The sequence below is a fragment of the Streptomyces sp. NBC_00536 genome (assembly GCF_036346295.1).
Taxonomy (GTDB): Bacteria; Actinomycetota; Actinomycetes; order Streptomycetales; family Streptomycetaceae; genus Streptomyces.
Genome location: NZ_CP107819.1, coordinates 1,017,130 through 1,041,633 on the forward strand (window position 1 = coordinate 1,017,130; position 24,504 = coordinate 1,041,633).

21 protein-coding genes are annotated in these 24,504 nt (G+C 73.8%); 9 read left to right on the forward strand and 12 right to left on the reverse strand.

Going from position 1 to position 24,504, the window contains the following annotated elements:
• Positions 1–13 precede the first annotated feature (13 nt).
• Both OHS33_RS04305 and OHS33_RS04310 read left to right on the forward strand, forming a co-directional pair.
• Positions 14–952, forward strand: coding sequence for a M56 family metallopeptidase (locus OHS33_RS04305; RefSeq protein WP_330329029.1), 939 nt, complete (start codon positions 14–16; stop codon positions 950–952).
• 128 nt (positions 953–1,080) lie between these two features.
• Positions 1,081–1,722, forward strand: a complete 642-nt coding sequence (locus tag OHS33_RS04310) for a TetR/AcrR family transcriptional regulator (RefSeq protein ID WP_330329030.1) — start codon at positions 1,081–1,083, stop codon at positions 1,720–1,722.
• 33 nt (positions 1,723–1,755) lie between these two features.
• Here the strand turns inward: OHS33_RS04310 and OHS33_RS04315 are convergent, their stop codons facing one another.
• A complete protein-coding gene (locus OHS33_RS04315) occupies positions 1,756–3,258 on the reverse strand; it encodes an LVIVD repeat-containing protein (RefSeq protein ID WP_443065413.1) in 1,503 nt (500 codons plus the stop codon).
• A gap of 105 nt (positions 3,259–3,363) precedes the next feature.
• Between OHS33_RS04315 and OHS33_RS04320 the strand changes: the two genes are divergently transcribed.
• Both OHS33_RS04320 and OHS33_RS04325 read left to right on the forward strand, forming a co-directional pair.
• Positions 3,364–4,110 carry a DUF305 domain-containing protein gene (locus OHS33_RS04320; RefSeq protein ID WP_330334903.1) on the forward strand — a complete coding sequence of 249 codons (747 nt, stop codon included), beginning with the start codon at positions 3,364–3,366 and terminating at the stop codon, positions 4,108–4,110.
• Between the two features lie 52 nt (positions 4,111–4,162).
• Positions 4,163–5,524: an FAD-dependent oxidoreductase gene (locus OHS33_RS04325; RefSeq protein WP_330329031.1), complete on the forward strand. Its 1,362-nt coding sequence runs from the start codon at positions 4,163–4,165 to the stop codon at positions 5,522–5,524.
• 93 nt (positions 5,525–5,617) lie between these two features.
• Here the strand turns inward: OHS33_RS04325 and OHS33_RS04330 are convergent, their stop codons facing one another.
• Entirely contained in the window at positions 5,618–6,355 is a 738-nt protein-coding gene (locus OHS33_RS04330) for a class I SAM-dependent methyltransferase (protein WP_330329032.1), read from the reverse strand.
• 265 nt (positions 6,356–6,620) lie between these two features.
• The gene (locus OHS33_RS04335; RefSeq protein WP_330329033.1) at positions 6,621–7,304 is read right to left on the reverse strand and encodes a TetR/AcrR family transcriptional regulator; all 684 of its coding nucleotides are present in this window, start codon (positions 7,302–7,304) and stop codon (positions 6,621–6,623) included.
• Between the two features lie 152 nt (positions 7,305–7,456).
• Here OHS33_RS04335 and OHS33_RS04340 point away from each other — a divergent pair, with 152 nt between their 5' ends.
• Positions 7,457–8,146 carry a DUF4386 domain-containing protein gene (locus OHS33_RS04340; RefSeq protein ID WP_330329034.1) on the forward strand — a complete coding sequence of 230 codons (690 nt, stop codon included), beginning with the start codon at positions 7,457–7,459 and terminating at the stop codon, positions 8,144–8,146.
• Here OHS33_RS04340 and OHS33_RS04345 read toward each other — a convergent pair.
• The 4 genes from OHS33_RS04345 to OHS33_RS04360 form a co-directional block, all read right to left on the reverse strand.
• Positions 8,087–8,461, reverse strand: a complete 375-nt coding sequence (locus OHS33_RS04345; protein WP_330329035.1) for a DUF6083 domain-containing protein — start codon at positions 8,459–8,461, stop codon at positions 8,087–8,089. The genes OHS33_RS04340 and OHS33_RS04345 overlap by 60 nt on opposite strands.
• A 135-nt stretch (positions 8,462–8,596) precedes the next feature.
• Positions 8,597–8,947 carry an ArsR/SmtB family transcription factor gene (locus OHS33_RS04350; RefSeq protein ID WP_330329036.1) on the reverse strand — a complete coding sequence of 117 codons (351 nt, stop codon included), beginning with the start codon at positions 8,945–8,947 and terminating at the stop codon, positions 8,597–8,599.
• A gap of 113 nt (positions 8,948–9,060) precedes the next feature.
• The gene (locus tag OHS33_RS04355) at positions 9,061–10,140 is read right to left on the reverse strand and encodes an NADH:flavin oxidoreductase/NADH oxidase (protein WP_330329037.1); all 1,080 of its coding nucleotides are present in this window, start codon (positions 10,138–10,140) and stop codon (positions 9,061–9,063) included.
• Positions 10,141–10,245: 105 nt separating this feature from the next.
• Positions 10,246–11,622, reverse strand: coding sequence for a wax ester/triacylglycerol synthase family O-acyltransferase (locus OHS33_RS04360; protein ID WP_330329038.1), 1,377 nt, complete (start codon positions 11,620–11,622; stop codon positions 10,246–10,248).
• 220 nt (positions 11,623–11,842) lie between these two features.
• On the opposite strand from OHS33_RS04360, the gene OHS33_RS04365 reads away from it, so the two are divergent.
• The 3 genes from OHS33_RS04365 (at position 11,843) to OHS33_RS04375 (ending at position 14,701) form a co-directional block, all read left to right on the forward strand.
• Positions 11,843–12,979, forward strand: a complete 1,137-nt coding sequence (locus OHS33_RS04365) for a WD40/YVTN/BNR-like repeat-containing protein (RefSeq protein ID WP_330329039.1) — start codon at positions 11,843–11,845, stop codon at positions 12,977–12,979.
• Between the two features lie 6 nt (positions 12,980–12,985).
• Positions 12,986–13,672: a uracil-DNA glycosylase gene (locus tag OHS33_RS04370; protein WP_330329040.1), complete on the forward strand. Its 687-nt coding sequence runs from the start codon at positions 12,986–12,988 to the stop codon at positions 13,670–13,672.
• A 96-nt stretch (positions 13,673–13,768) separates the two neighbouring features.
• Positions 13,769–14,701 (forward strand): sirohydrochlorin chelatase, encoded by a 933-nt coding sequence (locus tag OHS33_RS04375; RefSeq protein WP_330329041.1) that lies wholly within the window; start codon positions 13,769–13,771, stop codon positions 14,699–14,701.
• Positions 14,702–14,779: 78 nt separating this feature from the next.
• On the opposite strand, the gene OHS33_RS04380 is transcribed toward OHS33_RS04375, so the two are convergent.
• From OHS33_RS04380 to OHS33_RS04395, 4 genes are all read right to left on the reverse strand, one after another.
• On the reverse strand, positions 14,780–15,811 hold the full coding sequence (locus tag OHS33_RS04380) for a lactonase family protein (RefSeq protein ID WP_330334904.1): 1,032 nt from the start codon (positions 15,809–15,811) through the stop codon (positions 14,780–14,782).
• A gap of 163 nt (positions 15,812–15,974) precedes the next feature.
• Positions 15,975–17,111, reverse strand: coding sequence for a nitric oxide synthase oxygenase (locus OHS33_RS04385; protein ID WP_330329042.1), 1,137 nt, complete (start codon positions 17,109–17,111; stop codon positions 15,975–15,977).
• Positions 17,112–17,441: 330 nt separating this feature from the next.
• A complete protein-coding gene (locus tag OHS33_RS04390) occupies positions 17,442–18,944 on the reverse strand; it encodes an FUSC family protein (protein WP_330334905.1) in 1,503 nt (500 codons plus the stop codon).
• Positions 18,945–19,216: 272 nt separating this feature from the next.
• Positions 19,217–20,161 carry an NAD-dependent epimerase/dehydratase family protein gene (locus tag OHS33_RS04395; RefSeq protein WP_330329043.1) on the reverse strand — a complete coding sequence of 315 codons (945 nt, stop codon included), beginning with the start codon at positions 20,159–20,161 and terminating at the stop codon, positions 19,217–19,219.
• A 71-nt stretch (positions 20,162–20,232) separates the two neighbouring features.
• Between OHS33_RS04395 and OHS33_RS04400 the strand changes: the two genes are divergently transcribed.
• Positions 20,233–21,225 (forward strand): LysR family transcriptional regulator, encoded by a 993-nt coding sequence (locus OHS33_RS04400; protein ID WP_330329044.1) that lies wholly within the window; start codon positions 20,233–20,235, stop codon positions 21,223–21,225.
• On the opposite strand, the gene OHS33_RS04405 is transcribed toward OHS33_RS04400, so the two are convergent.
• Positions 21,215–24,481, reverse strand: coding sequence for a TIM-barrel domain-containing protein (locus tag OHS33_RS04405; RefSeq protein WP_330329045.1), 3,267 nt, complete (start codon positions 24,479–24,481; stop codon positions 21,215–21,217). The genes OHS33_RS04400 and OHS33_RS04405 overlap by 11 nt on opposite strands.
• Positions 24,482–24,504: the final 23 nt, after the last annotated feature.

The window sequence follows — 24,504 nt, forward strand, 5'->3', positions numbered from 1 at the left end:
CTAAAATGCGCCCATGATGGTCCCCGCCGTTCTCCTGCTGCTCGGCGCCCTGATCTCCCTGCTCGCCCCCCGGCTGCTGGCCCGCGCCGAGTGGCCCGAGCGCGAGCCCGTGGTGGCCCTGTGGGTGTGGCAGTGCGTGGTGGCCGCGGTGCTCCTGTGCTTCGCGCTGTCGATGCTGCTGAGCGCGGCCGCCGCCTGGCTCGCGGTGCGCGGGCCGCTCTTCGCCTCCGCACCGCGCGGGGTGGTCGACGCGTACGGGCTGGGGGCGGGCGGTGGCCGCTGGGCCGCCGGGACCGCGCTGGTGCTCGCGGGCGGCGGGCTGTGGACCGGGGCGATGCTGGCCGCGGAGGTGCTGCGGGCGCGCTCGCGCAGGCGCGCCGAGCGGGCCGACATCCTGGTGCGGGCTCCGCTGCTGCCCGGGGAGGAGCCCGACAGCGGGCGCCTGGTCGTCCTGGAGGGGCGGCGGCCCGACGCCTGGTGGCTGGCGGGCACCGCGCCCCAGCTGGTCGTGACGACGGGTGCGCTCGGGCGGCTCAAGGGGCAGCAGCTGGACGCCGTACTCGCGCACGAGCAGGGGCACGCGGCGGCCCGGCACGACTGGCTGCTGCACTGCTCGCGGGCGCTGTCGGGGGCGTTCGGCCAGGTCCCGGTGTTCGCCGCGTTCGAGGCGGAGATGCACCGGCTGGTCGAGCTGGCCGCCGACGACGTGGCCTCGCGGCGGTACGGGCGCCTCACCGTGGCGCTGGCGCTGGTCGGGCTGAACGAGGACCGCGGGGTGTTCGGGCCCGGCCCGGCCCCGGACGGCCACGTCCCCCAGCGGGTCCGCCGACTGCTGGCGGCCACGCCCCGGCTCTCCGCCGTACGACGGCTGCGGCTGACCGCGCTGGCGGCGCTCGTGCCGGTGGTTCCGGTGCTGGTGGCGTTCGTACCCGGGCTCAGCACCCTCACGTAGCCCCACGTGGCGCTGCGCCGGCATCCGGCCGGGAACGGCCGACGGTGGGCGATCCCCCGCGTCGCCCACCGCCAGTCGGCCCGTGCGCTGAGTATATTGGCTCTGAGCCAGTCAACGCAGGAGTAAGCATGGTCCCGCGCAGCGCATCGGTCAATGAAGAATTGCGCAGGCGTTCCCGGGAGAGGCTGCTCCAGGCCACCGTCGAACTCGTCGGCGAACGCGGTTACGAGGCCACGACCCTCGGGGACATCGCGGACCGGGCGGGCACGGCGCGCGGCCTGGTGTCGTACTACTTCCCGGGCAAGCGCCAGCTGTTGCAGTCGGCGGTGCACCGCCTCATGTACCGCACCCTGCGCGCGGCGCTGGAGCGCGAGCCGCGGCCCACGGGAGCGGAGGCGGGGCGGGAGCTGCTGGCCCGGGCGATCGACGCGATCCTCGGGCTGGCACAGGAGCAGCCGCTGCTGATGCGGACGCACATGGCGGGCATCCTCTCGAACGAGGGGTTCGTCCAGTGCCCGGAGCAGCGGCGGCTGGCGGAGCTGCTGCGCGAGACGGTGGCCCGGCACGGCGCGGGCGATCCGGACGTGGACCCCGAGCGGGACTATCCGCTGCTGCGGGCCCTGCTGATGGGAGCGGTGTTCGCCGTCCTGCTGCCGGGGGCGCCGATGGCGGCGGCGCGGTTGCGGGCGGAGCTGTTCCAGCGGTACGGGCTGGACTGGGAGATGGGGGTCCCGCCGGACGGCGGGCCGCCCGACGGAACGTTCCTCTAGATCCGGCGCCCAGGCCTTCCGGTGTTCCGGTGCTCAGTGGTAGTCGGGCTGCGACTGGACGTTCAGCCGGTCCGTCCAGACCCACTTGGCGCTCTCGGTGCGCCAGTCGTCCAGGCGCAGCACGTCGAGGCCCTTGGTGATGTCGTTCGAATAGATGTGCCCGTTGTAGTAGTACGCCGACCAGGACCCGCCGAGGGTCAGCGCGTCGGTGCTGAGCGGGCCGCGCTCGAAGTAGGCGATCTCCTTCGGCCGGGCCGAGTCGGTGAAGTCCCAGACGGAGACGCCGCCTTGGTACCAGGCCTGCACCATGATGTCGCGGCCGCCGCCGACGGGGACCAGTGAGCCGTTGTGGGCGACGCAGTTCTCGGTGTCGGCCTGGTGGCGGGGGATCTTGTAGTAGCCGCGGAAGACGAGCTTGCGCTGGTCCCCGCGCCCGGTGATGTCGTAGATGCCGTCGGCGCCGCGGTTCGGGCCGGTGGCCTCGTTGCAGGTGGCGCCGCCACCGCCGCCCAGCTCGTCGGTGAACACCACCTTGTCCGCGCGCTCGTTGAAGGTCGCCGAGTGCCAGAAGGAGAAGTTCACGTTGTCCTGCACCCGGTCGATCACGCGCGGCCGCTCGGGCTCGCTGATGTCGAAGAGGATGCCGTCACCCATGCAGGCGCCCGCCGCGAGGTCCTTCGAGGGCAGCACGGTGATGTCGTGGCAGCCGGTGGTCTTGGAGACCCCGGGATTGGTGGGCGCGCCCGGGTTGCCGCCGTCGGGGAAGAGCACCGGGAAGCCGACGACCGCCGACTGCCGGGGGTCCTTCTTCGGCACCTTGACCACGGAGATGCCGTCGTGCGGCGGCTGACAGTCCGGGAAGGCCTCGCTCGGCGAGTACGAGGACACGTAGAGGTAGATGTCCCCGCGCTTGCCCGGCACCAGGGTGTGGGTGTGCGAACCGCAGGCCGTTTCCACGGACTTGATGTATTTGGGGTTCTTCTTGTCGCGGATGTCGAAGATCTTGATGCCTTCCCACGACGACTTCTCGGTCGCCGGCTGCGAGACGCTGTTGCAGGAGTCGTCGCTGCGCGAGGAGTCGGTGGAGAGGAAGAGGAGGTCCCCGGAGACGGAGACGTCGTTCTGGCCGCCGGGGCAGAGCACCGTGGTGACGGTCTTGGGGGCGTTCGGGTCGCCGATGTCGTAAATGGTGAAGCCGTCGTAGTTGCCCGCGTAGGCGTACCGGCCCTGGAAGGCGATGTCGGTGTTGATCCTGGCGGGGTTGGCGCTCGGGATGTTGGCCAGGGGGGTGATGTTGCGGCTGTGCACGATCTCGTCACGGCCGGGGATCTCGGCGGAGACGGTTCCGGTGGCCGGGGCGCCCGCGGCGCTCCGGCCGGGGCTCAACGGGGTCAGGTCCCCCGGGTCGGGTGTGGCGGAGGCGGGTGCGGCGACGGCGAGGAGCGCCACGAGGAGTCCTGCCGACGCGGAGGCCGCGGCCGCGGTCAGGGTCCGGGGGCGCGCTCTGGTGCCGCGCGCCGGGGCGGATGGGGCCAGTGGGGCTGACGAGGTCAATGTGTCCTCCCTTGGGGGCGTTCCGGGCCCTCTCGGCGGGAACGGAACCAGTACCCCCGACTCCGGCAGTATGTTCTTTGCATGGCCATGACAACAGACCGCATCACGGCGGTGCGCCGGACGGCATGCGTGCTCCGCCGGTGCGCCGGGGCGGCACTGGCCGCCGTGTTCGTCCTCAGTCTCACCGGCTGCGAGGTCGGCGGGGACGACGACGGCTCCGCCGCCGGACCCGTGGTGATCGCCCCGGGACGGCCGGGCGAGCAGTCCCGCACCCTCTCCCCCGGCCAGGCGGCCCGGGAACGGCCCGACGACGGTCCGAACGCCGCCGACCGGAGCTACGTACGACGCATGACCGAGCACCACCGGCAGGCCCTGACCATGAGCGCGCTGGCCCCGCAGCGGGCTTCCGCGGAACCCGTCAAACGGCTCGCGGAGCGGATCGCCGCCGCGCAGCGGCCTGAGATCGCGGTGATGGAAAGCTGGCTGGCCAAGCACCCGGACCCCGCCGCGACGGCCGGGGCGACCGGTGGTCCGGCCGGCGGTCCGGCCGGCGGTCCGGCCGGCGGTCCGGCCGGCGGTCCGGCCCCCCACGACCACGGCGCGGCGCCCATGCCCGGGATGGCCACCGAGCAGCAGCTCAAGGAGCTGGCGGAGGCGACGGGGGCGGACTTCGACCGGCTCTTCCTGCGCCTGATGATCGCCCACCACGAAGGGGCCGTGACGATGGCGGGCGAGGCCCTCGCCGGTGGGAACAACGGGGCGGTGGAGGAAATGGCGAACGAGGTGGTGGCCCAGCAGAGCGCCGAGGTCCGCCGGATGCGCGCGATGGGCTGACGGCCCGGCACGGCGGTGCGATGCTGGATCCCTCTGCGGAAGGAGACCCTCCGTGCTTCGTGTCGCCGTGGTCGGTTCGGGCCCGAGCGGGGTCTACGCCGCGCAGACCCTGGTCCAGCAGCGCGAGGTGCCGGGCGTGCGGGTCGACGTGCTCGACCGGCTGCCGTGCCCCTACGGACTCGTGCGCTACGGCGTGGCCCCCGACCACGAGAAGATCAAATCGCTCCAGGGCAGCCTGCGGACCGTGCTGGAGGACGAGCGGATCCGCTTCCTCGGGAACGTCGAGGTGGGCGGGGAGCGGCTGACCACCGGGCGGCTGCTGGAGCTGTACCACGCGGTGGTGTACTGCGTGGGCGCCGCCCGGGACCGGATGCTGGAGATCCCGGGCGAGGAGCTGGCCGGGGTGCACTCCGCGACCGCCTTCGTCTCCTGGTACAGCGCGCATCCGGACGCCGCCTCGGCGGGCTTCGGGCTCGCGGGGGTGCGGTCGGCGGTGGTGATCGGGGCGGGGAACGTCGCGGTGGACGTGACCCGGATCCTGGCCCGGGGCGTCGATGAACTACGGCCCACGGACATGCCGGAACCGGCCCTCGGCGCACTGGCCGGCAGCGGGGTCCGCGAGGTGGCCATGGTGGCCCGGCGCGGCCCCTCGCAGGGCAAGTTCACCACCAAGGAGCTGCGCGAACTCGGCACCCTGCCCGGGGTGGACACCGCCGTGCACGCCGACGAACTGGCCCTGGACCCCGCGTACGCCGACCCGGGCGCCGCCGCCGCGCTGCCCGCCGTGAACCGGCGCAACGTCGAGGTGCTGCGGGACTGGACGGCGCACCGGCCGGAGGCCGGGGCCCGGCGGATCACCCTGCGGTTCTTCCTGCGGCCCGTGGAACTGCTCGGCGGGGCGGACGGGCAGGTGACGGGCGTGCGCTTCGAACGGACCGTCCCGGACGGGCGCGGCGGGGTGTCGGGAACGGGGACGTACGAGGACGTCGACGCCCAGCTGGTGCTGCGGTCGGTCGGCTACCAGGGCGTGCCGCTGCCCGGGCTGCCCTTCGACCCGGCGCGCGGTACGGTCCCGCACGCGGCGGGCCGGGTGCTGCGCGACGGCCGGGCCTCGGTCGGCGAATACGTGGCGGGCTGGATCAAGCGCGGCCCGACCGGGGTGATCGGCACCAACCGCCCCTGCGCGAAGGAGAGCGCGTCCTCACTGCTCCAGGACGCGGGCGCACTGGCCCGCCGCGAGCTGCCCGGGGACCCCCTGGACGCCCTGCGCGCGGCGGGCCTGAACCCGGTGCTGTGGCCGGGCTGGCTGGCGATCGAGGCGGCGGAGTCCGCCCTGGGGCGCACCCTGGGCCGCCGCTCGGTGAAGATCCCGGACTGGCCGGGCCTCCTCGCGGCGGCGGCCACGGCGGACTAGGGGGTGTCTGGTGGATCTCCGCGGCGTCGCGACGTCCGGCACGGAGATCCACCAGACACCCCCTAGGGGGCGCTCGGGCGCGCTAGGGCGGGCTCACGCCTTGCGGAACAGGCCGGCCCAGAGGAAGGGTTCGCCGAAGCGCGGGGACTCGGGCGGTTCGTCGTTCATCCGCCGCAGTTCGACCTCCGTGAGGTCGGCGAAGACCGCGCGGAGTGACTCCGCGGTGTAGGCGAGGCCGCCGTGGAGGCGGGCCTCGCGATAGAAGTCGGCGTCGGGGAGTTCGGAACCCATGCCCGCCTCACCGGCGGCGAAGCAGGTGAGCGAGAAATGGCCGCCGGGGGCCAACGACCGTTCCAGCAGGGCGAGGTAGCTGATCCGGCGGTGCGGCGGCAGGTGGTGGAAGCAGCCGGAGTCGAGGATCAGGTCGTAGGGGCCGCTCCAGGCGGCCGCCGCGACCGGGTCGAAGTTGTCGCCGTGGTGGAAGCGGACGTCCAGGCCGGCCTCCGCCGCGCGTTCCCCGGCCCAGGCGAGGGCCGCCGGGGAGAGGTCGACCGCGTCCACCTCGAAGCCGAGCGAGGCGAGGTGCAGGGCGTTGCGCCCCGGCCCGCAGCCGAGTTCGAGCGCGCGGCCGGGTGCGATCAGGCCGCGGTCGAGGGCCGAGGCGAGGTGCTCGTCCGGTTTCGCCACGAAGAACGGCACGGACTTGGTCCGGTCCGCGTAGAACCCGTCCCACCAGTCGCCCGCGTCCGCCGTCCAGCGGTCGGATTCGGGCGCGAACAGGCCGTCCATGAGCTGGAGTACGTCGTCGATGGTGCGGATGTGCCGGTCCATCCGGTCCCCCCTTTCCGTCAGTTGAAACGGTAGGCCGGATCATGATGAAAGGCCAGGTCAGGCGGTGTGCGGCGAGGCGGTTGACGCCCTTCCGGCGAGCTGTCCCGGGGGGACCGGACCCCCCACCCCGGCCCTCGGGTGGAAGATCATCCCAGGGGTCGCCAGTGGCCGTCGCGGGGCCTTTGCGAGCGCCGCCCGGGCGGGTTTCCGGATCGATTTCGCGCACCGGCCGATCGGCCGCTCCGGCCCCCCGCACCCACCTCCGCTACGTCGTCCGGGTGGAGGTCCAGCCCTGGCGGCGGAGGGCTTCGAAGCCGTTCAGGAGGAGGTCCAGGGCGAATGCGAACTCGAACTGGTCGTCGCAGCCTCCGCCGACCGTGGGGCCGCCGTCGTGTGCGGCCGTCGCGGCCAGTTCCGCGATGTGCGGATAGACGGCCGCCAGGGCGGGGTCCGGAGGGCCCGAGGAGGCCGAGGTGTCGAACAGTTCCTGGCTGAAGCCGAGCAGGCGGCTGCCCATCGCGTGCATGACGTGGTGCGTGAGGTCGGCGGAGAGACCGCCGCCCCGGAAGGTCCCGGCCATCGAGTCCAGGTACGCCAGCACGGCCGGGGTGGGGCCGGACCGCGACTCGATGACCCGGGCCGCCCAGGGGTGGCGCAGCAGGACCCGCCGGGCCGAAAGGATCCGGTCGCGGACCACGCGCTGCCAGTCGGGGTCCGCGCCCGGCGGGTCGACCTCGCCGACGACGGCGTCGACCATGCCGTCGAGCAACTCCTCCTTGTTCGCGACGTGCTTGTAGAGGGCCATCGGTACGACGTCCAGCTCCTGCGCGAGCCTGCGCATGCTGAGCGCCTCGATGCCGATGGCGTCGGCGAGCGCGACGGCGGCGCGCAGGACGCGGTCCCTGTTCAGGGGGATCCGTTGCGTGTGCGTGGCTTCCTGCCGGGTCATTCCGGTGCGGCCCCTTCCCTCTCGTTCGCTCTCGACAGCGTCCTCTCCTTGACGAGTGTACGCCGTACGCCTATGGTCACTGCCAGGTGTACGGCGTACACCTCCACCGAGCGAGGGGTAGCGAGAAGATGAGTCCGGACCGGAGAACCGCGGTGGCCACCGGGTCGCTGTTCCTGCTGACCGAGGTCGCCGCGATAGCCGGGGCGGTGCTGTACCGCCCCCTGCTGGGCGCGGCGGACGGCCGGCTCGCGCAGGGCGCCGACACACGGGCCCTGCTCGGGGTGCTGTGCGAGGTGGTGCTGGTGGTGGCGGTGGCCGGTACCGGGGCGGCGCTGTTCCCCGTCCTGCGGCGCCACAGCGAGGGGCTCGCGCTCGGGTACGCCTTCGGGCGGCTGCTGGAGGCGGCCGTCATCGCCCTCGGGATCGTCTCGGTCCTGGCGCTCGTCACCCTGCGGCGGGACGCGGGGGCGGCGGCCGGTGCGGGCGGCGCGGATGCCGCGCTGGTGGCCGTGCACGACTGGACGTTCCTGCTCGGACCCAACATCGCGCTCGGCCTGAACACGGTCCTGCTCGCCTACCTGGCGTACCGCGCACGGCTCGTGCCGCGCTTCATCGCCGTGCTCGGGCTGGTCGGCGGGCCGTTGATCTGCGCTTCGGCCGTCGCCGTGATGTTCGGGGCCTACGCGCAGCTCTCCGTGGCGGGGTCGGCCGCCGCGCTCCCGGTGTTCGCCTGGGAGCTGGGGCTGGCCGGGTGGCTGATCGTCAAGGGATTCCGGCCCGGCTCAGCCCTCGCGCCCCGGGCAGACGGCGAAGTGACTGATCCGGCAGGTGTCCGTCGGTGAGGCCGCCCCGAGGTTGACGGCGGAGCCGTCCGGGGCGACGCGCCAGCGCTGCCCGGCCGGGACCGTGTGGGTGGGGCGGGTGCCGGGCTCGATGAGGATCCACTTGCCCCGGACCGTGCGGTGCCAGTACGCGGCCTGCCCGCAGTCCCGGCAGGTCGCGGGCCGGGCCGCACCGGCCCCGGCACCGGGCGCGCCCCCCGCCTCCGGCCGCCGCTGTCGTCCGATGGTCGTCACCAGGGTGTCCGCCAGGACCTTCGCGAGGAGGAACGGCCCACCATCCCGGCTGCCGTCCTGCTCCTGGGTGTTTGCGCTCAATTTTCCCCCCTTATGGCCCTGTTGGTAGCCGATCAGGGGGTAGCCGGTCCACCGCTTCCGGCGGATCCGACCCGAACGAGTGGCGATGAGGCACCGCGGCCCGGCTCCCCGCGCACGGGGGACCGGGCCGCGCGATCAGCTGCCCGCGCGTCCGGCCTCGGCGGAGGCGGCCGTCAGGATGCCGTCCAGGAGGCCCGGAAAAAGGGCGTCCAGGTCATCGCGGCGCAGGTCGTTGAGCTTGGTGGTGCCGCGGTAGGTCTGACGCACGACACCGCTCTCGCGCAGCACCCGGAAGTGGTGCGTGGTCGTCGACTTGGTCACCGGCAACTCGAAGTACGAGCAGGCCAGCTCCCCGCTGCCCTGCGCCAGTTCGCGGACGATGGACAGCCGCACCGGATCCGAGAGGGCGTGCAGCACGCTTTCCAGCCGGATCTCGGCGGGAGTGGGGTGGTCGAGGGAACGGGCGGTGGCACTGGGCTCCGTCATGTGTACTCCTCCACTCGCTGGACACCACGAAGGTACGAGAACCATCGTAGTACATCCGCCCTCGCGCGGAGCGATGAACGATCAGGACCGGTGCCGATCACAACCGGCGCCGATCAGGACCGGTGGTACTGGTTCGGACGGCGGATCTCGGCCCCCAGCTCCCCGGCCGCGCGACGGGCCCAGTGCGGGTCGCGCAGGAGTTCGCGTCCCAGCAGCACCGCGTCCGCCTCGCCGTTGGCCACGATCTTCGCGGCCTGCGTCGGCTCGGTGATCAGACCCACGGCGGCCGCCGGGAATCCGGCCTCCGCCTTGACCCGGGCGGCGAACGGCACCTGGTATCCCGGGCCGACGGGTATCCGGGCGTGCGGGGCGAGCCCACCGGTGGAGACGTCGAGCAGGTCCACCCCGTGCTCCCGGAGCACGGAGGCCAGCCGGACCGTCTCGTCGGCGGTCCACCCGTCCTCTTCGAGCCAGTCGGTGGCGGATATTCGGAAGAACAGCGGGAGTTCCTCGGGCCATTCGGCCCGCACCGCGTCCACCACCTCGACGGCGAAGCGGATCCGGTTCTCGAAGGAGCCGCCGTAGGCGTCGGTGCGCCGGTTGCTGTGCGGGGAGAGGAACTCACCGATCAGATAGCCGTGGGCGCCATGGATCTCCACGACCTGGTAACCGGCGGACAGCGTGCGCCGGGCGGCGGCCGCGAACTGCCCGACGACCTCCCGGATCTCCTCCACCGTCAGCTCGTGGGGCACGGGGTGGTTCTCCGCGAAGGCCACCGGGCTCGGGGCGCTCGGCTGCCAGCCGTGCCCCTCCGGACCGACCGGGGCGCCACCCTTCCAGGGGGCGTCGGTCGACGCCTTGCGCCCCGCGTGAGCTATCTGGACGCCCGGAACGGTGCCCTGCGCCTTGAGGAAGGACGTGATCCGGCGCAGCGCCTCGACCTGGGTGTCGTTCCAGATGCCGAGGTCGTAGGGCGAGATCCGGCCCTCCGGGGAGACGGCGGTGGCCTCCTGGAGGATCAGACCGGTGCCGCCGACCGCACGGGCCGCGTAGTGCGCGAAGTGCCAGTCATGGGCCACACCCGCCTCCGGACCCGCGGGCTCGGCGCTGTACTGGCACATCGGAGCCATCCACACACGGTTCGGCGCGGTCACCGAGCGGAGGGTGTAGGGCTCGAACAGGCTGGTACTCATCTGGATTCTCCACGGGATGCGGCCGACGGGAGCCGCGCCCGGCGACCGAGGGAGCCGGGCACGACAACTAAGTACGAGGTACACCGTACTACGGAATCCCTCGTACTACGAGACCTCTCGTACAAGTTCTTCGAGTTCGGTCCGCAACGCCCCCGCCAGCGCGTCCAGGTCCGGTACGGCGGCCCCGTCGGCGACCAGCCCGTAGTGGACCGTGCCCCGGTAGCTGGAGACCGCGACGGCCAGCGCGTGCCCCTGGGCCAGCGGTGCCAGGGGGTAGATCTCACGGACCGCGCTGCCGCCGAGCGAGAAGGTGAGTCCGGGCAGCGGCACGCTGGTGACCAGGATGTCGAAGAGCAGCCGCGCCGCCTGGGCCAGCAGCGGCCCGCCGAGCCGGTGACCGAGCGGGTGCACGTGGTCGGCGAGCAGGGCGACGGCCCCCGCGCCCCGGGCCGGTCCGGCCTCCTTGTTCCGGTCCATCGCGAGCCGTACGGCGCCCAGGCGGCGCAGCGGCTCGCTCTCGGCGACCGGGAGCCGCAGCAGATAGCCGGAGAGCCGGTTCCCCGCGCCGGAGCCGGTGGAAGCGCCGGAGCCGCCCGGGGCGCGGCGGCGCGCGACGGGGATCAGGGCGCGCGGCCCGGACGCGTCGCCCACCGGTTCCCCGCGCCCGGCCAGCCAGCGCCGCAGGGCGCCCGCGACCAGGGCGATCAGCACGTCGTTGACGGTGCCCCCGGCGACCTTGCGGACCCGGTTCACGTCATCGAGGTCGAGCGCGACCCCGGCCAGCGCCCGGGTCCCGGCCGCCGCGCCGCCTTCGGCGCTCAGCCCGTCGGGCACGCCGAAGGGCAGCCCCGACCGGGCCACGGCGGCGCCGATCTCCAGGGCCTGGCCCACGTCCTGGGCCCGCGCCGCCAGCGTTCCGGGCAGCCGCCGCAGGGCCGAGCCGGGTGCGGGCGCGGGCACTGGGCCGCCGGCGCCCCGCCGCGGCGCCCGGTCCGCCGGGCGCGCGGAGCCCCGTACCGGCAGTCCCTCGTCGAACAGCCCGGCGGCCAGCGCGAGCACGCCGAGCCCGTCGGACAGGGCGTGGTGGAACTTGAACAGCACCGCGAAGGTGTCCGGGTCCGGCCCGGCCAGCACATGGGCCTCCCACGGCGGCAGCCCCCGCTCCAGCGGCCTGGCCATGAGCGGTCCGGCGGCGGCGTGCGGATCGGCGTCCGCGTGCGGTACGAGGAACACGTGCCGGGCCGGGTCGAAGTCCTGGGCGGGCGACCAGGCGGCCGCGCCCACCGGCAGCAGGACGTCGTGGATCCGGCGGCGCAGCCGGGGCACGTCGGCGCAGCGCTCGGCGATCAGCTCCGCGGCCCGCGCGGCCGCGTCCGGACCGGCGGCCTCGAACACGCCGAGGGCGCCGAGGTGCATGGGATGGGAGGCGGATTCGATCCGCCAGAAGGCGAGGTCGAGCGGAGGGAGGTGCTCGGTGGCCACGGATCGCCTCTCACAGGGCAGCAGAAGGCAGAAGTGAACCCTTTCCGGCCCCGTACGATCAAGTAACCAGCTGGCTCGATCCGCTCGTCGGTCACTATCGATCAGCAGGTCAGCATGCCCGCGCGCCCCGAAGTGCCTGCCGGGCCGCTGTCAGTGGCCGGGTGCAGACTGACCGGAAAGGGATCGTCCGAGGGACGACGACGTCCGGGAGGTGTCGGCCATGTCCGACGTGCTATTGCTCGCGGGAACACGCAAGGGGCTCTTCATCGGCCGCCGGGGGGCCGACGGCCGCTGGGCGTTCGACGCGCCGCACTTCAACGCCCAGGCCGTCTACGCCGTGGCCATCGACCGGCGCGGCCCCGCGCCCCGGCTGCTGGTCGGCGCGGACAGCCTGCACTGGGGGCCCTCCGTCTTCCGCTCCGACGACCTCGGGGCGACCTGGCACGAACCGGCCGCCCCCGCGGTCCGGTTCCCCCAGGACACCGGCGCCTCCCTGGAGCGGGTCTGGCAGCTGCATCCGGCCGGGCCCGAGGCCCCGGACGTGGTGTACGCCGGGACCGAACCGGCGGCGTTGTTCCGCTCCGCCGACCGGGGCGAGACCTTCGAGCTGGTCCGGCCGCTGTGGGAGCACCCCACCCGCTCGGCCTGGGTGCCCGGCGGCGGCGGGGAGGCCGTGCACACCGTGATCACCGACCCGGCCCGCCCGGATGCGGTGACCGTCGCGGTCTCCACGGCCGGGGTCTTCCGCACCGAGGACGGCGGGCGGAGCTGGGCGCCGTCCAACCAGGGCGTCTCCGCGGTCTTCCTGCCCGATCCGCAGCCCGAATTCGGCCAGTGCGTCCACAAGATCGCCCAGGACGCGGGCGACCGGGACCGCCTCTACCTGCAGAACCACTGGGGCGTCTACCGCAGCGACGACGCGGGCACGCGCTGGACGGACATCGGCGGCGGCCTGCCGTCCGACTTCGGGTTCACGGTGGCCGCCCATCCCCACCGGCCGGACACCGCCTACGTCTTCCCCCTGAACGCCGACTCCGACCGGGTCCCGGCCGACCACCGCTGCCGGGTCTTCCGCACCCAGGACGCGGGGACCACCTGGGAGCCGCTCAGCGCCGGGCTGCCCTCCGGCGACCACTACGGGACGGTGCTGCGCGACGCGCTCTGCACGGACGACGCCGACCCCGCGGGCATCTACTTCGGCAACCGCAACGGCGAGTTGTACGCGAGCGCCGACGACGGGGACAGCTGGAGCCTGCTGGCCGGGCACCTGCCGGACGTGCTGTGCGTGCGGGCCGCGGTGATCGGCCGGGGGCCCAACCCGGCTGAACCGCCCGGAGTCCCGCATCAACTAGAGTGACGCAGCGTGGCAGCACGACCTTTGAACGAGATCGTCGAGCCGGGCTGGGCCCGCGCTCTGGAACCGGTGGCGGAACAGATCGCCGCGATGGGCGACTTCCTGCGCGCCGAGATAGCGGCGGGCCGGACGTACCTGCCGAGCGGGGCGAACGTCCTGCGCGCCTTCCAGCAGCCCTTCGACGAGGTGAAGGTGCTCATCGTCGGGCAGGACCCGTACCCCACCCCGGGGCACGCGGTCGGGCTGTCCTTCTCGGTGGCCCCGGAGGTGCGCCCGGTGCCCGGCAGCCTCGACAACATCTTCCGGGAGCTGCACAGCGATCTCGGTGTGCCCCGGCCCGCCAACGGCGATCTGACCCCCTGGACCCGGCAGGGCGTCCTGCTGCTCAACCGGGCGCTGACCACGGCCCCGCGCAAGCCCGCCGCCCATCGGGGCAAGGGCTGGGAAGCGGTGACGGAACAGGCGATCCGGGCCCTGGTGGCGCGCGGCAAGCCGCTGGTGTCGGTGCTCTGGGGGCGGGACGCCCGTAATCTGCGGCCCCTCCTCGGGGAGCTTCCGGCCCTGGAGGCGGCGCACCCCTCCCCCATGTCCGCCGACCGCGGGTTCTTCGGCTCCAGGCCTTTCAGCAGGGCGAACGACCTGCTGGTCCGGCAGGGATCACAGCCTGTGGACTGGCGCTTGCCGTCCGTCAGTTGATCGTATCTGAACTTCACCGGATAAATGCGGACAGATGCCGCCCGAGTGGGCCCTGCCCGAACAGCCGGTCCGGGAAAGCCAGTAGCATGCGGCGCCATGAGCTCCCCCACTGGGCCCGCGAATGGCCTGCCCGTACGAATGCCGCGACCCCGCCAGACCGGACGGCACCGCCGGCCCGAGCCCGCGGTGGCGCCCGAGGGCGCGCCCGCGCTGGTACTCGCCGTGCCCGGTGCCCCTTCGGCCGCCTCGCGCGGGTACGCGGAGGAGATCCTGAGCATCGGCCGCTCCGAGCTGCCCGGCCTGGACGCGCACATCGGTTTCGTCGAAGGCGATGCCGGCGATGACACCGCGGCCGCCGAGTTCCCCGGCCTTTCGGCCGTCCTGACCGCGATCGGGCAGCAGCGCGCCGCGCGCGCCGAGTTCGCCCGCGCGAACGGCCAGGACGTGCCCCCGCCGAGCGGCCCGGACGCCGTGGTGGTCCCGCTGCTGGTCGGCCCCGACGGCGACCTGCTGCGCCGGATCCGCCGGGCCATGATGGACTGCTCCGCCGCCGTCGAACTCGCCGATGTCCTCGGACCGCACCCGCTGCTGGCGGAGGCCGTGCACGTACGGCTCTCCGAGGCGGGCCTGGCCCGCGCCGACCGCGCCCGGCTGTTCACCGTGACCACGGCCGCCGACGGCATCATCCTGGCCACCACCGGTGGCCCGGAGGCCGTCCAGGCCGCGGGGATCACCGGCATGCTGCTCGCCGCCCGCCTCGCCGTGCCCGTGATGGCCGCCGCCCTGGACCAGGAGGGTTCCGTGGCCGCCGTCGCCGATGAGCTGCGCCAGTCCTCCGGCGCCGTCCAGCTGGCGCTGGCCCCGTACCTGATCGGCCCGGAAGCCGCCGACGGGCTGCTCGACACCGCGTGCAAGGAGGCCGGCTGCGCCGCGGCCGACGCGCTCGGTGCCTACCCGGCGCTCGGCAAGCTCGCCGTGGCGCAGTACAGCCGCGCCGCGGGGATCTCCCTGGACGCCCCGGTGCACTGACCCGCCCGTGAACACGGCGAGGGCCCGCCCCCGGATCGGATGATCCGGCGGCGGGCCCTCGCGCGTTCCAGGGGCGGTTCAGCCGAAGACGACGCAGGTGGCGGCGGGCACCGCGGCGGATCCGGCGCGGCGCGGCAGCCCGGTCAGCGGGTCCACGTCGAACCAGGTGACGTCCCCGGAGTGCTCGTTGGCCGCGTACAGCCGCCGTCCGGCCGGGTCGAGGGCCAGGTCCCGCGGCCACCGGCCACCGCACGGGACGCTGCCCGTGACCAGCGGCTTCGCGCCGTCGCCGGGCAGGGCGAGGGCGGCGATCAGGTCGAGGCCGCGGACGGCCGCCCAGAGGAACCGGCCGTCGGGCGAGACCACGAGGGCCGAGGGGTAGGCCCGTACGGCCCCTGAGCCGCCCTCTGGGGCGACCGGAACCTCCGCGACCGGTTCCACTGTCCCGGCGGCCGCGTCCCACCGGCAGACGGTCAGCAGCGGCCGCAGCTCGTTCAGTACGTAGAGCAGCGCGCCGCCGGGGTGGAAGGCGAGGTGGCGGGGACCGTTGCCCGGCGCCAGCGCGGCTTCGGAGTGCACCCGCAGTGCGCCGCTGGCCGCGTCGAGGGCGCACACCCGCACCGAGTCGGTGCCGAGGTCCACGCTGAGCACCCAGCGCCCGCCCGGATCCGGCAGCACCTGGTGGGCGTGCGGCTCCCCCTGACGGTCGGCGTCGGGGCCGGACCCGTGGTGGCGCAGCACCGAAGCCGGGCCGGTGGGGCGGCCGTCGGCGGCGCGGGCGAGCGTACTCACGCTGCCCGAGGTGTAGTTCGCGGTGAGCAGCCGGTTCCCGCTGACGCTGAGGTGGGTGGGGCCGGAGGCGTCGACGGCGACCGGGGAGCCCAGCGGGACCAGCCCGGCCGCGCCGGACGGCCGGAAGGCGCCGACGGCGCCGCGCTTGGTCTCGCTGACCGCGTAGAGCACCGGGGCGTCCGCTGCGTCCACGGCGAGCGCGAGGTAGGAGGGGTCGGCGAGGGCGTCGGTGGCGCCGACGGGGGTCAGGGCGCCGGTCGCCGGGTCGACGTCGGCGGTGGTGATGCCGCGGCCGCCCGTCGAGGTGAACGAGCCGATGTACGCACGCCGTCCGCGTCCGGGCCCGGCCCCCGGGAGTCCGCCCGCCGGATCGTCCGCACCGCCGTGCCCGTCCGTCTCCGCGTGCCCGCTGTCCCGGTCCGCACTCGCCACGGTCTTCCCCTCTCCGCCGGTTCGTCCGGGCCGACGGTAACAGAGGGGTCTAGACCAAATCCCGCCCCAGGGCCCGTTCCCGCGCACCGGCGTGTTGGACGTACGCCGGGCTCTGGCGCCGGTCCTCGTAGGTGCGGTGGAAGACGGGGGTCGCGGAACCCGACATCGGGGGCACGATCCAGGACCAGTCCGCCCCCACGTCACGCCCCTTGCGCTCCTCCCGGTCGATGTGGGAGAGGAAGCGGCGGGACTCGGTGTGGTGGTCGGCGATGGTGACCCCGGCCCGGTCGAAGGAGTCGAGCACCGCCCGGTTCAGCTCGACCATCGCCCGGTCCTTCCACAGCGAGCGGTCGCTGGAGGTGTCCAGGCGCATCCTGCGGGCCACCTCGGGCAGCAGGTTGTAGCGGTCCTCGTCGCCGAGGTTGCGGGAGCCGATCTCGGTCCCCATGTACCAGCCGTTGAAGGGGGCGGCCGGGTAGTGGATGCCGCCGATCTCCAGGCACATGTTGGAGATCGCCGGGACCGCGTGCCAGCGCAGCCCCCAGTCCGCCCAGTGGTCGCCCTCCGGGTGCTCGATCGGCACTTCCAGCACCGCGTCCGCGGGGAGTTCGAACCAGCGGGGCTTGTCGTCGCGGCCCTGCACGACCAGGGGCAGCAGGTCGAACGCGGTGCCGCGGCCGCCGGTCCAGCCGAGCCGGCACAGGGTCCGGGTCAGCGAGGCGTTGCGCGGGTCGCCGACGGGTATCGAGTCCTCGTCGCCGTATCCGGCGTAACGGATCAGCTGCTCGCTCCAGATGAGCGGTCCGGGGCGGTCCGGGGCGTCCGGGGCGAAGACGGTGATCGTGGGCCGCACCCGGCCGCCGTTGGTGGCGTCCCGCAGGTGCTCGAAGCACTCCGCGGCGATCTCGTCGGCGCCGGCGAGGCCCCTGCGGTCGCGCACGCGCAGCGAGTTCCAGTACAGCCTGCCTATGCACCGGTTACTGTTGCGCCAGGCGACGCGGGCCCCGTGGACGACCTCGTCATGGGTGTGCCGGTAGGTTCCGGTCTCCGCCAGCTGGGTCCGTACGGCGTCGAGCCGGGCGGCCGGATCACCGGCCTCCGGATTCTCCCGGTGGAACAGCCGGATGAATTCCCGCGCCTCTTGCCACACCTGATGGACCGTCGACGTCGGATGCAGAATTTCCATTTCGTGCGGTTACCCCCTGTCCGGACAGATCCACCCTGTACATGCCAGATGAATGTGCGATGAGCGCTCACTCTTTGTACGGGCCGCAGGTCAGCGGCGTACGACAGGTGAGCCCGGAACACTCGTTCGAGTGAAACCTCCTCGAATGGCTGCGCAAGCACGGGTGCCGACGTAGGATCCGCGGCAAAACCCCGGGTCAACCGGTGCTTTCCGGCCACGGTCCGTAGCGCCGCCCCCTTCGGGGATTCCGGTTTCGGCCAGGGCGGCGGCCGCGGCCCCCTCCAGGACCGCCGCGCCGCGCGCCGAGATCGTACGACCGGACGATGGCCTTCAGCCGGCGCTGACCAGCGGGGAGGGGCGGTCCGAGCGCAGCGGGTGGGCCAGTTCGGCGAGCGCCCGCTCCAGCCCGTGCAGGTGGGCGAGCGCGGGCCCGGCGGGGGCCGGGGGGATGGCGGCCGCCGCGGGCTCCCGGTCGTGGCCGAGGCCGGTGATGGGTGCGGTGAGCGCTTCCACCGCGGCCTCCACCCGCCAGCAGGCGGCGGCGAGCCGGGCGTCGTGGGAGGCGGAGGGGTCGGCCGCGACGGCGGCGAGGCCGCGCACCTCGCGGGCGCAGTCGTCCAGCAGGGCGATGACCCGGCGGGCCCGGGCCCGCCGGTCGCGGAAGGGGCTCAGGGGATGCACGAGGGGCGCGAGCGCCATCCGTACCCGCGCCAGCAGCAGTTCCAGCTCCGCGGCGTGCGGGGCCGGGTCCGCGGTGGGCGACCCCGCGAGGCGGGCCGCGGCGGCCGCGGTGGCGGCGTGCACGCAGCGCAGGGCGCGCTGGATCCAGGCGTCGTTGGTGGCGTGGGTGGTGACGGGCAGGACGAGGACCACGGCGAGCGCGGCGCACACCGCCCCGACCCCGGTCTCCACCAGGCGCAGCACCAGCAGGGCCGGGCTCAGGACGCCGAGCAGGCCGTAGAGCAGCCCGGCCATGACGGTGACGGCGAGCATCATCCAGCTGTAGGACACGGGGGCCGTGTAGAAGATCCCGAAGACGCACACGGCGACCAGCGCGGCGGTGGGCGCGGGGGCGCCGTGCAGCGGGATCGCGATCAGCAGCCCGACGACGATGCCGATGACCGTACCGAGGACCCGGCGGAACCCGCGGACCAGCGTCTCGCCCCGGGAGGTGGTGTTGACGAAGATCCACCAGGTGGTGCCGACGGCCCAGTACCAGCGGTCCTCGGAGAAGAACTGGCCCAGGGACAGGGCGACCGCGCAGGCGGCCGTGGCCTGGAACGCCTGGCGCGTGGTGGTGCGGGCGAGGCCGCGCCCGGGCAGCCCGGGGGGCACGGCGGCGGGCGGGTAGCGGCGTTCGAGGGGCCACAGCACGAACCGCACGGTGCCCGCGGCGAGCAGGGCCAGCGCCACGGCGGCGTACAGCTCGGGCAGCTGGGCGGGGACGGCGTGCAGGAACTGGGTGATGAAGAAGCTCATGAAGGCGAAGATGCCGAGCGCGTGGCCGCGCGGACCCCAGCGGCGGGCGTAGACCCCGCCGAGGACGACGGCGAGGAAGGCCGCGTCGCGGGCGAGCGGGACCCCGTGCAGGGACGTGGCCAGGGCCAGCACCGGGAATCCGGCCACCGGCAGCAGGGCCGTGGTCACCCGCTGGGCGCGCACGCTCGGGTCGGTGACGGTGAACAGGGCGAGCAGTGCGGTCAGGCCCCCGGTGATGGAGGCGGTGAGCGACAGGCCGCACAGTTCGGCGGCGGTGACGGCGAGGCCGATCCCGGTCACCGCGCGCAGTGAGTTGCGCAGTCTCAGACGCCCCGGATCCGGAGCCACGAACATCCTCTTCACGGCGGTGTGCCGCCCCCCTTGCGATGGTGCGCTCGCCGGTCCCGCGACGGCCCGGGGTGGTGGGCGTGGGCGGACACGGCGAAGGCACCGTGGTCCGGAGCGGCCTCGTCGCCGTCCGGCGCAGCACGGCGCCGTAAGTACATGGATACGGCACAGATAACCACCCTGAGGCCCACTGGCTCAACTCAGGGTCCGTCGACTGGGCCATTGGCACAGCCGGGAGGCGCTCCGGGTGGCCAGGGGCGGGCCGACGGTCCAGCTTCTCAGCCGGTCCGTACGAGGGCGTCCGCGCGGGCCTCGGCAGCGGCGCCCGGCAGCCAGTCCTCGACCCGGCCGAAGCCGAAGCCGAGGCGGGCGGCCCGCCCGTTGTCCATGGCGTAGGAGCGGTCGAAGGAGAACGGGGAGGCGGCGCCGCCGCCGGGCACCGTGCGGTAGCGGGGGCGCCGGCCGGTCCCGGCCGCGATCAGGTCGCAGAGCTCGGTCACGGTGAGCGCTCCGTGGGAGGCCGCGTTGACGGGTCCGGTGAAGGTCCCGGACCCCGTCCAGTGCAGGAAGCGGGCGATCTCCTCGTGGTGGACGAAGGAGGTCGGGCGGGGGTCGGCGTGGATGTCGACGGGCCGGCCCGCGGCGATCCGCTCGACGTAGTGGGCGAGCCGTCCGGTGAAGTCCGCGGACCCCCCGCCGAGCACGTGGGCCGTCCGGACGGTCACGGTGTCGAAGGCCGGGTCGGTGAGGAGGACGGCCTCGGCCCGGCGCTTGCCCTCGGCGTAGGCGGTCGCGGGATCCGGCGCGTCCCCGGCGCGGGACGGCTCCCGCGCCGGGGGCAGGGCGGCGAGGTCGAGGCGGTCCTCGGCGAGCAGGGGCCCCTCGGGGCCGGTGGGCAGGGCGGCGAAGGTGGCCGGGTCGTACACCTCCATCGTCGAGGTCATCACGTACCGCCCGGTGCGGCCCTCGAAGACGCGGCGGGCGGTCGCGGCCTGCTCCGGGGTGTAGGCGACCTGGTCGAAGACCACGTCGAAGGTGCGCGCGCCGAGGGCCTCGCGCAGTTGCCGCTCGTCGTCCCGGTCGGCGACGAGACGGGTGGTTCCGGGCAGTCGCGGGGTGGAGCCGCGGTTGATGACGGTGACCTTGTTCCCGGCCTCCCGCTCCAGCTCGACCAGGTGCTTGCCGAAGTACCGGCTTCCGCCGATGACGCATATGTTTCGCATGCCGCCGACTCTGCCGCCGTCCGGTCCCCAGCGGAACCGGCCACTTGCTGAACCCGTCGTAAGGAAAACTGATGATCGATGTGCAGCGGCTGCGCGTGCTGCGGGCCGTCGCCGAGCACGGCAGCTTCAACAAGGCGGCCGGAGCGCTGCTGCTGACCCCGTCGGCGGTCTCACAGCACATCGCGGCGCTGGAGCGGACCCTCGGTCACCCGGTGGCGGTGCGCAGCACCCGCGGGGTCACGCTCACCGAGCCCGGGCGGCTGCTGGTCGAGACGGCGGAGACGATCTCCGACGAGCTCGAACAGGTCCGGCGGCGGATCGACCGGCTCGGCTCGCCCCGCCCCCGGCTGACCCTCGCCACCTTCACCAGCGGCGGCCGTCACCTGCTGCCCGCGGCGCTGACGCGGTTCGTGGCCGCGTGGCCCGAGGTCGAGCTGACCGTGCTGGAGGCCGAGCCGGAGGAGGCGGTGGCGATGGTCCGCCGGGGCGCGGCCGATCTGGCGCTGGCCTACCGCTTCGACGCTCCGGCGGTCGCGGGCTCCGGGGCGCGTCCGGCACTCGACTGGACGCCGCTGATGGACGACCCGCTGTCGGTGGTGCTGCCGCGCGGTCACCGGTTCGCGGACCGTGCCTCGCTCGGGCTCCGCGAGCTGGCCGCCGAGCGCTGGGTGCTGGGCTGCATGAAGACGGAGGCGTACCTGCGGCGGTACGCGGCCCAGGCCGGTTTCGAACTGCGGGTCGCCGCCTCCTCGACCGACTACTTCTTCGCGCAGTCGCTGGTCGCGGCGGGTGTGGGCGTCTCGCTCGTGCCCCGGATCTCGCTGGCGCCGGGGCCGGGCGCGGTGGCCGTGGAGGTGGAACCGCCGCGGCCCGCCCGGTACATCGGGGTGATCGCGGTGCGCCGGCGCGCGCCGCAGCCGTACGTCGAGGCGCTGACCGGGGAGCTGGTCGCCGAGGCGGGTGCGCAGGCGGACGCGGGCGAGGGCGGGAGGCCGGACGCGGCGGCGGCCGGGGCGGTGGATCCCGCCCCGGCCGCCGCGCACACGGTGTCCGTCAGGGAGTGAAGGTCCAGCGTTGCGCGGCGGAGCCGGTGCACACGGCCCGGCCCAGCGTGGTGCCGTTGGCGGTGCCCGAGCCCGTCGGGACCAGGCACTGGCCGCCGCTGCGCAGGCTGCCGTCCGCTCCCTGCTGCCAGTTCTGGGCGGCCGGGACCGGCGCGGTGGCGCAGGCCCGTACCGTCACGGCGCCGGTGGCCCCGGCCGTGGCGTCGAGGCAGACCCCGCCGAGACCGGTGATCCGGCCGTCGCTCTGGAGGGTCCAGCGCTGGTTGGGCCCGCCGTGGCAGGTGTACAGGGTGGGTTCGGTGCCCGGGGCGGTGGCGCTGTGCGGCAGGTCCGCGCAGGTTCCCGAGGCGCCGTTGACGAGGGTGGCGTCGGTGGGCAGCGGTGCGGGCCGCCCGGTCAGGGTGATTTCGGCCGCGCTGGTCCAGGGCCCCCGGCCGCCCGCCTCGGTGAGCGCCCTCAGCCGCAGGTAGCGCCCGGTCTTCGCGGCCAGCGGTACGGTCTTGGCCGCCGCGGTGTCGGGGAGGGTGCCGGTGGCCACCGGGGAGCCCCAGTCGGTGCTGCTGTCGGAGACGTACACCTCGTAGCCGCCGATCCGGCCGTTGCTGCCGCCGTCCTGGCGGGGCAGGTAGCCGAGACCGTCCACCGCGTACCGGGCGCCGAGGTCGATGCTGATCTCGTGCGGCAGGGCCGCCGGGGTGCCGGAGGACCAGGCGGTGTGCCAGAGGGTGGCCGGGTTGCCGTCGAAGGCGTTGGTGGCGGCGCCGTTCTCGGCGCTCGTCTCCTGGCTGTCCGCGGAGACCAGGGACCAGCCGGTCTGCGGGATCGGGGCGCCGGAGGACGGGATCGGCTGGGCCGCGGGGATCGTCGTACCGGTGGCGGAGACGGTGAACGCGCCGGACTTCGCACTGGTCTTGACCCACAGCACGCCCGCGCGGTCGGCCGGGTCGAAGAACCAGCCGGTGGCGGCCGTGTCGTAGGCGCTCTTGGAACCGAGCCGGGTGAGGGCGGCGCCGTCCACCGTGACGGCGGCGGGGGCCGAGGCGACGTGGAGGGTGAACTCGTAGCCGCGGGAGGCGGGTTTGCCGGTGTAGTCGCCCGTGGAGGCCCCGACGGAGACGGTGACCTTGCCCGAACCGGTGGTGGGGGCGCTGACATTGACCTGCTGGTGGGCGGAGGCGCCGTTCTGGTAGGCGCGGGTGAGGCCGTCGTCCTCGTAGAGGGAGAAGGCGGAGTCGCCGCGCGGGGTGATGTCGTAGGTAAGGGTGGAGAGCGGCTTCTCGCCCGCGTAGTTCATCTGGGGCCACATGGGCACGATGGCGCCGCCCTTGACGAACAGGGGCAGGGTGTCGAGGGGGGCGGCGTAGTTGTTCAGCCAGCCCGGCCCGGCGTAGGTCTTTCCGGTCCAGTAGTCGGTCCAGGTGCCGGCGGGGAGGTATATCCCGTCACGGACGGCGGTGTCGGAGACGACCGGGGCGACGAGGAAGGAGTCCCCGGCCATGAACTGGCCGCTGGTGAGGTTGCCGCGCGCCACCGGGTCGTCCGGGTAGTCCAGGACCATGGCGCGGGTGCTGGGCACGCCGGTGTCGTGGGCGATGGAGCTCATCGTGTAGAGGTACGGCATCAGCCGCATCTTGAGCTGGAGGTACTTGCGGTTGATGGACAGGTAGGGCTCGGCGAACCGCCAGGGCTGCTTGTCCTGGTAGCCCGCGGCCGGGTTGGTCGCGCCCCAGCCGGACATGGTCATGAAGGCCGGGGTGAAGGCCTTCCACTGGAGGTCGCGGACGTAGGTCTTGGGGCTGCCGCCGAAGATGCCGTCGATGTCGCCCGAGGCGTAGTTCAGGCCGGAGAGGCCCGCGCCCGCGATGGCGGGGACGTGCCAGCGCATGTCGTCCCAGGTGCCGTTGGTGTCGCCGGTCCAGACGACGGCGTTGCGCTGGGTGCCCGCCCAGCCGTCGACGGTCCACACGTAGCGGCGGGCGTCGGAGTTCTTCTCGATGCCGTCCACGGCCTGCTGGACGCCGGAGAAGGCCGTTTTGTAGCCGCCGCCGATCCAGGCGACGTCCGTCTTGACCCCGCGGGTTCCGGCCACGGACACCTCGTCGGTGATGGAGCCGAGTCCGGTGGAGGTCCACAGGCCGGTCTGGAAGCCCTTGGCCTTCAGCGCGTCGACGGTGGACTTCAGCGGCGCGGTGTAGCCGCAGCCGTAGCCGTCGTTGGGCAGGAACCAGCCGGAGGGCATGTCGGCGGCGCGGGCGTCGGTCGCGTAGCCGACGACGTCCGGGGTGGTCTGGTGGCGCAGCCGGTTGTGGTCGCCCTGGTATGCGGGGTTGGAGGCGTTGAAACAGTCGGCGTTGCCGAGTTCGAAGCCCCACATCGGTGCCATGAACGGTTTGCCGCTGACATCGGTGTAGGCGTCGAGCACGGACTTGAGGGAGTCACCGGTGAAGTACCAGGCGTCGAAGCGGTTCTCGTTGTGGGTCAGGGTGCTGGGGGCGTTGAAGGAGTACGAGCCCGGGGCCCAGGTGTTGCGCATGACGCCGTAGTTGTTGGTCGACATGTAGAAGGGCGCGGGGCTGGCGTTGTTGTTCTCCCGCCACTTGTTGTCGACCGCGACGGGTACGGTCTTGCCGCGCAGCGCCCACTCCCCCAGCCGCAGGCCGGTTCCGTAGAACTGTTCGTCGGCGCCGCGGGCCAGGTACTGGGTGGTCTGGCTGCCGGTCCAGCTGGTCGGCTGGGTCTCCTGCCAGACGAGGGTGGAGTCGTCGGCGCGGTAGACGGAGAACTGCAACGGCGCCTTGTTGACCCGGATCGACACGGAGCCGGTGGTGATCTTGTAGTAGCTGCCCGCGTCGGTGTATCCGGTGCTCACCGGGCCGAAGTCGGTGGTGGGGGCCAGGTCGGAGCCCGCCGGGTCATTGGTGAAGGCCCCGTCCGGGGAGAGCCAGAGCCGGAAGACGTCGGCCCGCGCGACCACCACGCGGACCTTGGCGCCGCTGGTCGAGGTCACGGTGAAGGTGTTCCCGGACTGGCTCAGCCCGGTGGCGTTGCCCGCCGTGGAAGCCGCCGCGGCGGCGGGCACGGCGGCGGACGCGGCCTCGGCCAGGGAGGCCGCCGGTCCGGCGGCGGCCAGGCCCGCCACGGCGAGGGCGCCGGCCAGCAGCGCGGCGAGCGGGGTGCGGCGGCCGGGGCGCCGGGGGCGCGGGGAGCGCCGGAAGAGGGGTGGGAGCGGTGGCAGGAGGTGGGGGGTGAGTCTCATGGGGCAGCTCCTCTGCGGTCCGG

Coding starts and splice junctions, on each gene's coding strand:
- OHS33_RS04305 (WP_330329029.1), top strand. CDS start 14: ATGATGGTCCCCGCCGTTCTCCTGCTGCTCGGCGCCCTGATCTCCCTG.
- OHS33_RS04310 (WP_330329030.1), top strand. CDS start 1,081: ATGGTCCCGCGCAGCGCATCGGTCAATGAAGAATTGCGCAGGCGTTCC.
- OHS33_RS04320 (WP_330334903.1), top strand. CDS start 3,364: ATGACAACAGACCGCATCACGGCGGTGCGCCGGACGGCATGCGTGCTC.
- OHS33_RS04330 (WP_330329032.1), bottom strand. CDS start 6,355: ATGGACCGGCACATCCGCACCATCGACGACGTACTCCAGCTCATGGAC.
- OHS33_RS04335 (WP_330329033.1), bottom strand. CDS start 7,304: ATGACCCGGCAGGAAGCCACGCACACGCAACGGATCCCCCTGAACAGG.
- OHS33_RS04350 (WP_330329036.1), bottom strand. CDS start 8,947: ATGACGGAGCCCAGTGCCACCGCCCGTTCCCTCGACCACCCCACTCCC.
- OHS33_RS04355 (WP_330329037.1), bottom strand. CDS start 10,140: ATGAGTACCAGCCTGTTCGAGCCCTACACCCTCCGCTCGGTGACCGCG.
- OHS33_RS04365 (WP_330329039.1), top strand. CDS start 11,843: ATGTCCGACGTGCTATTGCTCGCGGGAACACGCAAGGGGCTCTTCATC.
- OHS33_RS04375 (WP_330329041.1), top strand. CDS start 13,769: ATGAGCTCCCCCACTGGGCCCGCGAATGGCCTGCCCGTACGAATGCCG.
- OHS33_RS04385 (WP_330329042.1), bottom strand. CDS start 17,111: ATGGAAATTCTGCATCCGACGTCGACGGTCCATCAGGTGTGGCAAGAG.
- OHS33_RS04390 (WP_330334905.1), bottom strand. CDS start 18,944: ATGTTCGTGGCTCCGGATCCGGGGCGTCTGAGACTGCGCAACTCACTG.
- OHS33_RS04395 (WP_330329043.1), bottom strand. CDS start 20,161: ATGCGAAACATATGCGTCATCGGCGGAAGCCGGTACTTCGGCAAGCAC.
- OHS33_RS04400 (WP_330329044.1), top strand. CDS start 20,233: ATGATCGATGTGCAGCGGCTGCGCGTGCTGCGGGCCGTCGCCGAGCAC.
- OHS33_RS04405 (WP_330329045.1), bottom strand. CDS start 24,481: ATGAGACTCACCCCCCACCTCCTGCCACCGCTCCCACCCCTCTTCCGG.